Origin of the sequence: Neochlamydia sp. AcF84, from assembly GCF_011087585.1 — a bacterium.
Taxonomy (GTDB): Bacteria; Chlamydiota; Chlamydiia; order Chlamydiales; family Parachlamydiaceae; genus Neochlamydia.
Genome location: NZ_VJOT01000072.1, coordinates 59449 through 65504, shown reverse-complemented (window position 1 = coordinate 65504; position 6056 = coordinate 59449). Strand labels below are relative to the sequence as shown.

Below are 6056 nucleotides of genomic sequence, written 5' to 3'. Positions count from 1 at the left end.
TGATTTTCAGGAATTTGAGCCACAAAGGTTAACTGCCTTTTATCTAATTCTCCCAATAACTCTCGTTTTTCTCCATAACCGGCATCAAAAGCAAGCGCTTTATAGGGAAAATCTTTCTTAAGAATATCATCTAAAAGTTGTAAAGCAAGCTGCCATTTCTTTAAAAACTTGTATCTTGCCTTAGGAACCTTGGCTACCTGCATTCTTTTTTTACTTTTTGTCCAAGATTGGGGAAGGAATAATTCCCCTAGGATAGGAAAATGCTCTTTACCTTTTTCACAGTAATGCCATGTGACGATTGATTGGCAATTAGCAATTTTTCCTAAAACCCCACAATACTGCCTGGCTACCCCTACCGAGAACTTTCCCTTTTTGGGTAAAGAAGTGTCGTCTAGAACAAGTACTCCTTTTTTAACCCCCATGCTTTGAGCCATATGCTGTGCCAGTTGTTGTTGCATCGCTGCATGGTCCCAAGGGCTTTGATTGACAAATTGTTGAATAGCTTGTTCATTTCCCCCAGGAAGCCTTTTTGCCATAGGTTCGATAGATTTTCTTTCTCCATCTAATATGAGTCCTGCTATGTACAATCTGCACCAATGAACTCTTTCTGATCTTCCTAAGTGAGCTTTAAAAACATTAATCCATTCATTAAGTTGTTCGCGAATAGAGTTTAATTGCTCTAGATTCATTGCCCCTCCTTAATTAATAAACCTTACCTACATTAATATCAAAAAGCCACTTAACGAGGTAGTATTAGCTCACCCTAATTTAAAAAGTATTTAAGTTCATTCTATAATTGAAAACACTGCCTTATTTTTTGACGATTTTTTTCAAAGGATTTTCCGCTAATTCAAGCTTGATAAGCTGAGACAACCGCCTGATTTCTGTAGGAAGTCTGGTGAGCTGGTTTTGATTTAAGTAAAGCCATAGCAGGCGAGACAGCCATCCTATGCTTGCAGGCAGGCTAATGAGCTGATTTTGGCTTAAGTCAAGCACTCGTAGTTGAGACAAGTGCCCCACTCCTTTAGGCAGAGCGGTGAGCTGGTTTTGATTTAAGTAAAGGGTTTGCATCTGAGATAGCTGACCGATTTCTGCAGGCAGGCTGGCAAGCTGGTTTTGATTTAAGTAAAGGGTTTGTAGCTGAGACAGTTGACCGATTTCTGCAGGCAGGCTGGTAAGCTGGTTTTGATTTAATTCAAGCGTTTGCAGCTGAGACAATTGCCCGATTTCTGCAGGCAGAGCGGTGAGCTGGTTTTCTCTTAAGTCAAGCGTTTGCAGCTGAGACAGCCGCCCAATTTCTATAGGCAGAGCGGTGAGCTGGTTTTGATTTAAGTAAAGCCATTGCAGCTTAGACAACTGCCCGATTTCTATAGGCAGAGCGGTGATCTGGTTTTCATTTAAGCCAAGCACTTCTAGCTGAGATAGCTGCCCGAGTTCGGCAGGCAGACTGGTGAGCTGGTTTTGGTTTAAGGAGATGTATTGCAGCTGAGACAACTGCCCGATTTCTGCGGGAAGGCTGGTAAGCTGGTTCTGATTTAAGTCAAGCCATTGCAGCTGAGACAACTGCCCGATTTCTGCAGGCAGGCTGGTAAGCTGGTTCTGACTTAAGTCAAGCCATTGCAGCTGAGACAACTGGCATATTTCTGGGGGTAAATAAATCAAGCCTGCTCCAGATAAATTTAGCAAAGTTAAGTCTTTACAATTTTCTTCAATCCAATCTCTAAGTAGCTCTCCTTTTTTTTCTAAAGGCAAGTGCTTAATTTCTTCTCGGCTCAAGTATTCTCCCCCACCAGGAAGCTTTTTCCAAAGTAAAAGGCGATTAATATTTACAAGATAAGAAAAGTAATTAGCCAGCGTTAAGCCTGCTTTTTCTTCTGTTTTCCATTTAAATTCCAAAGGAGAAAACGGCTTGGCTAAAATAAAGATTTGCCTAAAGATTGCATTTACCTTTGCTGTTTCAGAAAGCTTTTCTTCTAGCTTATAAATCCTATCTATAATAAGAGCCTGCTCCTTAACATTTCCTTGAGGAACATGCACGTTACCTATTTGCTTATAAAGAGGGGGCATGACTTCAGAAGCCAGCAGATGATGCCATCTTTTACAGACGCTAAATAAGGAAGGAACTACGCAAGCCTCTAAGATAGGGAGCAACAATTCATTGGGCAAGCATTCTATAGATGTCGAAGAGATAGGATGCATTTTATTTCCTTGGGTAATAATAACTTTCTCAGCATTTTCATTTTTAAAACAAAATAAAAAAATTAAAAAAGCAAGTCAAACGAATTCGTATCCTTTCAATGAAAATAAATCACCGATAATCTACCAGCGCTTCTTTTTCAGATAGATTCACGGAAAGGGGGGAGGCCTTCTAAGCATTCAGGAGCAACCACAGGTCTTGGCGATTAAGTGACGCGGCAATTTTGGCTTGGCTAAAAGAATGAGATGGATTTTTTGCTTTATTTGAGAAAAACAGCTCTTTTTGGCGCCTTGTTTTAATTCTTCTACCAACTGATAAAATACACTACGCCTAGCTTCTTCCTGTCAAAAAAAGTTGTCCTCCCAGCCTAGCAGTCTGCAGAAAAAGAGAGAAGCTCCTTGTCGTTATAAATGTGTAGGTTAGTTTAAGCTTGCTTAGTTGCCGGAAGGAAAGCGGATTACTTGTTTAAAGATAGGATGGCTAAAAGTTTTTTATTTCATTTTAGCTCACCCCAATTTAAAAAGTAGTTAAGGCCATTCTACAATTGAAAACGCTGCCTTATTTTTTCGTCGATATCTTTTAAAGGATTTTCCGCTAATTCAAGCTCGGTAAGCTGAGGCAATTGCCCGATTTCTGCAGGTAAGCTGGTGAGCTGGTTTTCTCTTAAAGCAAGCACTCGCAGCTTAGACAATTGCCCAATTTCTGGAGGTAGAGAGGTAAGCTGGTTTTGATTTAAATCAAGCCATCGCAGCTGAGACAATTGTCCGATTTCTGCAGGAAGGCTGGTGAGCTGGTTTTGACTTAAATTAAGCGCTTGCAGCTGAGACAGCCGTCCGATTTCTGCAGGAAGGCTGGTGAACTGGTTTTGATATAACATAAGATATTGCAGCTGAGACAATTGCCCGATTTCCATAGGTAAGGCGGCGAGCTGGCTTTGACTTAAGTGAAGCACTTGCAGCTGAGACAATTGCCCAATTTCTGCAGGCAGAGCGGTGAGCTGGTTTTGATTTAATTCAAGCGATTGCAGCTGAGACAACTGACCTGTTCCTGCGGGCAGAGCGATGAACTGGTTTTGATTTAAGTCAAGCTGTTGTAGCTGAGACAACTGCCTGATTTCTGCGGGCAGAGCGATGAGCTGGTTCTGGCTTAAGTTAAGCTGCAGCAGATTAGACAGCCGTCCGATTTCTACAGGTAGGCTGGTGAGCTGGTTTTGGCTTAAGTTAAGCTGCAGCAGATTAGGCAACCGTCCGATTTCTATAGGTAGGCTGGTGAGCTGGTTTTGACTTAAGTCAAGAGCTTGTAGCTGAGACAATTGCCCAATTTCTGCAGGAAGGCTATTGAGCTGGCTTCGGCTTAAATCAAGCCGTTGCAGCTGAGACAACTGCCAGAGTTCTCCAGGAAGGCTGGTGAGCTGGTTTTGGCCTAAGTAAAGCTCTTGCAGCTGAGATAACTGGCTTATTCCTGCAGGAAGACTGGTAAGCTGGTTTTGGTTTAAGTTAAGATATTGCAGCTGAGACAACTGACAGATTTCTGTAGGCAGAGAGGTGAGCTGGTTTTCTCTTAAGCTAAGCTCTTGCAGCTGAGATAACTGACCTATTCCTGCAGGAAGACTGGTAAGTTGGTTTTGGCTTAAGCCAAGCCATTGCAGCTGAGACAACTGGCAGATTTCTGTAGGCAGAGAGGTGAGCTGGTTGAATCTTAACCTAAGCTCTTGCAGCTGAGATAACTGGCATATTTCTGGGGGTAAATAAGTCAGGCCTGCGTTAGATAAATCTAAAGCCGTGATGTTTTTACAATTTTCTGCAATCCAATCTCTAAGAAGCTCTCCTTTTTTATGTAAAGGCAAATACTTGATGTTTTCTTGCTTTAAGTATTCTCCTCCACCAGGTAGTTTTTTCCACACTAACAAGCGATTAATATTTATAAGATAAGAGGCATAGTTAGCCAGGGTAAAATATCTTTTCTCCTCAGTTTTCCATTTAAATTCTAACTCCATAGGAGAAAGTGAGCTAGCCAAAGCAAAGGTTTGCTTAAAGATTGCCTTGACTTTTTCCACTTCAGAAAGCCTATCTTCTAGCTTATAAATTTTGTCTAAAGTAAGAGCCTGCTTGTTAATACCTACTTGAGGAAAGTGTATTTTACCTATTTGTTTATAAAGAGAGGGCATTACTTCCATGTTCAATAGATGTCGCCATCTTGTACAAACGCTAAAGAAGGCAGGCGAGGTGTTGTGCTCTAAAATGAGGGTTAGTATTTCATTAGGTAGGTGTCCAAGGGTGATAGAAGAACTAAGATTCATGATAGGGGACTACTTTAAGATATGTACATGTTTTTAATTGTTTTTTAATGACCTGCTTATACAGGGAAGAAGCGCAATAGGCAAGAAAATATGAGAAACAAACTCTTAATCTTCAAGCTTGAAAATAGAGGAATATAAGAAGTATTTATAATTTTTTACCTTCCTTAGTTTAAAAACAGCACTTAAGAGGAGTTATCTCACCAATTGATCCATCCAAATTTCTATCAAGCTAAAAGCAAGCCAACCTAAGCTCTATTTTATTCTACTCATAATTCATCTAAAGTTTTCTTTGCAGCCAAGCCCTCGCTCGCCCTACTTGCCATCCCACTTCTTTAGATTAAAAATAACTCTCTCAGCGGTTTTCCCGGCATTCTTTCATCCATAAGCTTACGAAAGGGCTTTTGTATTAATAATTAATTCCTTAAATATTCAGCCTCATCCTCTCCTATTTGTATCAAATATAAAAAACTTTAATTAACTTTTTTCCTGTTTTAGCCAATTTTAAGCTTGTTTGGTTTAAAACTTGAGCCATTCGATGCTTGGCTTGAAGTTATCTGTTGCATTCTTAAAAGCTACAAGCAAGCCCTTTTCATTTATGTGATGGATGCATGATTATTCCTTTTTCTTCTAAACCCATACTCAATCTTCTGTTTTCCTCCTTTCTGTGCTGAAAGAAGCATCCGTTGCTAAAGGTTATCAATCTAATATTTCAGCAAGATTAGGCTGTATCAATTAAGGCTTGCATCCTTTTATCTAAGGTGCCATCCATCTAATCATCCCACGGCTTAGAAGAGTCTACAATATAAATTTTTAGGATAAGAAAAAAACTGAGTGCTTAGATAGCTTTTAAGGAAGCCCCCTTGGGGGTAAGCCTGATTTTACCTGTTTTTGATAAAGAGAAAGAGAGTAGCAATCATTATGCATTAATAATGGTTTTTAGGAGAGGAACTTGCTACTAGACCCCTGCAAAGAAAAGATGGCAAGCATTTTTCATTGAACAAACTTATTAGAAATTATCAAAGCATCCATAAAAATTTAACGGAAAATGAAAAGTAATCAATATTTAATCGATTTGATAAAAAGGGAGAGAGGTAATTTTTTTTAAGTTCCTCTTAGAAAGATGCTTAGCATAATTGCATTTTGTTTTATTCTTAGAAAGCCTACCAAGCAAGAAAAGGGAGGCGGGGTATTTGAGGCTTTTGCACCCCTTTGATTTCACGCTTGTAGTCCCTTATTCTTAGATATTTGAAGCTAAAAATTTTGAGGGAATGCAGCTGGATAGAGTTTTCAAAGCATTGGTGACATCTTTTTCCTAAATTCTCGTAAGATTGTTTTTAGCCTAAGTTTTTCTTAAATTATGCTAGGATTAAAATGAAAACAAAGCTTAAGATACTCCTACAGCTGCCTTTTTTGCTTGGGCGCTCGTTTTGTAATAGGCTTGCCATCAAACGCAAAAGTAAGATTATTTTTCGCTAAACGAAGAAAAATGTTGCACAATATATCCAAAGTTAATATTTATTACTTCGTCATGAAACTCAAAAAATCAGGAGGCAAATCACC

The 6056-nt window shown here is 39.5% G+C and carries 3 protein-coding genes; all 3 read right to left on the bottom strand.

The features are described from left to right. Nucleotides 1–689: IS701 family transposase (locus tag NEOC84_RS08260; protein ID WP_166157931.1), on the bottom strand; the 689-nt coding region annotated here is incomplete at its 3' end. A 121-nt stretch (nucleotides 690–810) separates the two neighbouring features. Next, nucleotides 811–2199: a leucine-rich repeat domain-containing protein gene (locus tag NEOC84_RS08255; RefSeq protein WP_166157928.1), complete on the bottom strand. Its 1389-nt coding sequence runs from the start codon at nucleotides 2197–2199 to the stop codon at nucleotides 811–813. Between the two features lie 536 nt (nucleotides 2200–2735). Then, nucleotides 2736–4496, bottom strand: a complete 1761-nt coding sequence (locus NEOC84_RS08250) for a leucine-rich repeat domain-containing protein (RefSeq protein WP_166157925.1) — start codon at nucleotides 4494–4496, stop codon at nucleotides 2736–2738. Between the last annotated feature and the right edge of the window lie 1560 nt (nucleotides 4497–6056).